1 protein-coding gene is annotated in these 659 nt (G+C 70.4%); it reads left to right on the top strand.

Annotation, left to right across the window (positions count from 1 at the left end; all coding sequences use genetic code 11):
* Position 1 precedes the first annotated feature (1 nt).
* Positions 2-659 (top strand): DUF5794 domain-containing protein (locus tag DEQ92_RS21225; RefSeq protein ID WP_233516931.1); only part of this gene is annotated, 658 nt, incomplete at its 3' end.

Raw genomic sequence — 659 nt, 5'->3', positions numbered from 1 at the left:
CATCGCCGGGCCGCTCAGCACTCCGCTCGGCATCATCGAGACGGGGCTGCTGATCCTCGGCGGTTCGGCGACGGTCGCAGTCATCCTCGCGGAGATGGACGGGACCCGACGCGAACAGGTCACCTCCTTGCTCGTGCTCGGCGCGCTCTTGCTGCCGGTCGCGGGGATCGAAGCGCTCTTCGCGGAGACCCTGAAGACGGTCCTGAACTTCGAGGTCTTCCACCGCTTCGCCGGCCTCGTGATCCTCGCGGTCGCCGCGAAGACGGCATCCGCGAAGATCGGCGAGTACCTGCCGTCCCCGAGCGTCATCATCGGCCTCGGACTGATCGCGAGCCTCGACCTCAGCAACGCGACGCTGGTGGTCGACCCGAACCTCGTGACGGTCGGGCGGGCCGTCGCCGCAGCCGGCACGGGTGTCGGCTTCGCGCTCGCGGTGGCGCTCTTCGCCCCGCGGCTCCGCGGCGCGGTCGACATCGACCTCTTCCGCTTCGGGAGTTCGGTCGCGCTCGGAATGCTCGCGATCGACGTCCTGGGGCTCCTGCCGACGCAGGCGCCCGTCGCGCTGGGCGTGCTGGGCGTCACCGCGTTGTTCTCCTACGATCCCGCATCGGACGCGGAGGACGTCGAGACCGCGGACGCGGACGACGAATCCGAGCCCG

The organism is Haloferax sp. Atlit-6N, from assembly GCF_003383195.1.
In the GTDB taxonomy this organism is placed as follows: Archaea; Halobacteriota; Halobacteria; order Halobacteriales; family Haloferacaceae; genus Haloferax; species Haloferax gibbonsii.
Note: the sequence above shows the minus strand (reverse complement) of the source record. Positions and strands in the feature narration are given on the sequence as shown.